This is a genomic window from Shewanella sp. 10N.286.45.A1 (assembly GCF_041470405.1).
GTDB lineage: Bacteria > Pseudomonadota > Gammaproteobacteria > Enterobacterales > Shewanellaceae > Shewanella.
The window spans coordinates 1-2,908 of the sequence record NZ_JBFRMK010000139.1 but is presented as its reverse complement, the minus strand read 5'-3'; the positions used below and the strand labels follow the sequence as shown (position 1 = coordinate 2,908).

The window sequence follows — 2,908 nt, the reverse complement described above, 5'->3', positions numbered from 1 at the left end:
ATTCAGGATAAACGTAGTGGTCACATGCAAATACGTCGCCGTTTGGCTCCATTGCTAAGCCTTTGCCACACAATGAACCTAATGTGCATAAGGGGTTAGTTCTCCCCATCCAAGTTTCTACACAGGCTTCAAAATACTGAACATTAACTCGGCCTAGATCATGTTTAATCCACTCTTCAAAAACAGTACACAAGAAAGTTCCCCAGCCTTCACTGGAGACAGACCATGGTGTAACCACTGAGCCTAACTCACCTGGTTGAGCTTGTTTGCTGCCTAGAAGCGGCAACTGCTCTTTTTGCCAATGATGTGGTGCTGTTTCTCTAAATGTTTCAGGCTCCGCAATTGGAATAAACTGAATTTGAGGTGAGCGAACTTCATCACGTAAAAAACGATAGATAGCTAATGGATTTTGGCTGGTGAGCTTGTTGATACAAGTCAGTGTAGCAAAATTAACTTTATGCTTATGCAGTAGATCAATACCGGCCATAACTTGTTTAAACGTGCCACGTCCTGCTCTATTTTTGCGGTAGGCGTTGTGGTACATCTCAGGTCCATCAATGCTTAAACCCACTAAAAAATTGTGTTTAGATAGGAAGTAACACCATGCATCGTTTAGCAGGGTACCATTGGTTTGCAGGTCATTAGAGATCAAAACTCCTTTAGGAGCGTATTTAGTCTGTAAGCGGACAACTTCTTTGAAATAATCAAGTCCAAGCATCGTCGGTTCACCTCCTTGCCAAGTGAAGATGATCTCAGGTGTATTTTGCTGTTCAATATATTGCTTGATGTAAGATTCAAGTTGATCGAATGGCATTTCTGGGCTGCAACCTTTCTTGTATTCAAGCAGGTCTTGTTTACTTAAGTAATAGCAATAGGTGCAGTCGATATTACATGCGGCGCCAATCGGCTTACTCATCACATGAAATCGTTTGCTTGCTTTTCCATTATGTAAATTGACTTTGATTGGTTGCATCACTAACTCCTTAGGCACTATTTTAGTGTTGGTAAATAAACATCAGTGATTATAAAGCGAAAGCTAAACTACCCTTGTGAATAGTGACTCATTGCGCTTAAAACAGGTGTTTTTACCAGCTAATCCGTGTTTCATTAAGTGCTTGGTTAATTGGGAGCTTATTAGCGTTCTCTATTGAAGTTCCATTGCTGATAATGGTTATTCCTTTTCAGCCGATGCAAAGATGAAGTGGAATGCTAGAGTGACTCATAGAAGGGGGCCAAAATTTTAACGCTTGGTTAGGGGCTTTGGATAGAGAATAACTATTCGCTACAAGCCGTGATCATGCCTACAGCGCTTTTAATTCACACTTTATGGTTAAACGTTTAATGCAATCGATGTAGTACTTTGCCGTTGTCATTTTTAATAAAACAAAAAGCCAGCTATAAGCTGACTTTTATTGAGGATTTTGAATGACTGTGGCTAGAATTGTTGGTTGTACTCTAAACGAAAATCACCGTCGCTAAAGTTATTCTGAGTGGTGTTATACCAAAGTCGAAAGTTTTGCTTGGGAGTCATCTGCCAGCTCAAAACAAACTCATGGGTCAAACCATCACTACCACGTAGATTATCGGTGTAGAGCTGATCGCCAAAAATGGCTTGAGTATAGACAGGGTTGTAGTTTGCCCAAATGGTATCGGTTAGCTGAAATTTGTTATACAAGGTGAAACTTGCAAAAGCAAAGTCAGAATGTAAACCCGTAGATTCTCCATCGGCTGCACGCATCGAGCCATCGTTGTACTGGACTCCAGCCGCGATAATAGGGAATGCCTGCCAAAAACCGACTTTAGGTAAAGCTTGGATCATGCCGATGGATGCGGTGCCAGAGTTGCTGTCAAAATTATGGATAACATCCATAGAGATCCCACGACCGTTAGTCATATCTACATCAAACTTTCTAAAGCGAAGCTCGGAGATCCCGTCGTTGGCCATGTCAGGATTCATCGCACTTGAGCCTTTATCTTTAGTGTGTTCACCCAACATGCTTTTTACTTCAAAAAGTATCATCGACATATCTGTCGCTGAACCGGTATCAAGTGTCTTACCTAGCTTAAAGTTAATTCCATTGGTGCCGTAAGAGCCGCCGACTTGTGTATACACAGCAAGTGGATCTGACATATCTTGAACTTCTTTTTCCTCAGCAAAAGCTGTAGCACTCAAAAGCGGTACAGTTAGAAAGCTTAATAGTGCGGTTTTTAATTCCACTTAATTCACCCATAGTCACAATCTCAATGGGCTAATAGTAGGGCAGCGATAAAAACGACAACACTCGTAAATATTCCAGTTTTCCTCAATGTGTTGGGCTTAATCACTTTTCAAATTAAAGCGAGCTTTCAGCTGGTTAACGGCATCAGCAGGCGCAAGTGTTGATAGCTCTTTTAAACATTGGCTTGCCTGTGGGCTTTTGTTACTCAGCATCAACTCGCAAAGAGCATAAAGGTACTGTGGATTGCCACTGACTTGATAAGCTTTGTCAAATGCAGCTCCAGCTTCTGAAACAGATGTTGGAGTGATTGCAATGGCGTATACATACCAAAAATGGCCATTGGTAGGTTCTAATTCAGTTGCTATTTTAAGATGGTTAATGGCAGTTGATGTTTGTTTTTCACGAAGTAATGCTAGCGCCATACTAAATTGAATTGAACCTGATGTTGGTTGTGCCAACATACCTTGCTCTAGTATTGCCATAGCTTGACTATTTTTACCTTGAGCGCGATATAGATCGGCGAGGTTAATATAAGCCGCATCATAATTTGCTTGTACTTCTATTGCTGCTTTGTACTCTTTTACTGCTTGTTCTGGTAAACCTTGATTAGCATAGAGATGACCGAGATTAGTTCTAGCAAAGCCTCGATCGCCATTAAATTTCAATATTTCTATATATTCGGCCAAGGG

The 2,908-nt window shown here is 41.1% G+C and carries 3 protein-coding genes; all 3 read right to left on the bottom strand.

The genetic code is table 11. From position 1 onward, the window contains the following. On the bottom strand, positions 1-973 hold a 973-nt coding region (locus AB4238_RS11440), incomplete at its 3' end, for an anaerobic sulfatase maturase (RefSeq protein ID WP_372033563.1). Positions 974-1,435: 462 nt separating this feature from the next. Beyond that, positions 1,436-2,218: a hypothetical protein gene (locus tag AB4238_RS11435; RefSeq protein WP_372033562.1), complete on the bottom strand. Its 783-nt coding sequence runs from the start codon at positions 2,216-2,218 to the stop codon at positions 1,436-1,438. Positions 2,219-2,317: 99 nt separating this feature from the next. Beyond that, the coding region (locus AB4238_RS11430) for a tetratricopeptide repeat protein (protein ID WP_372033561.1) at positions 2,318-2,908 on the bottom strand (591 nt) is incomplete at its 5' end.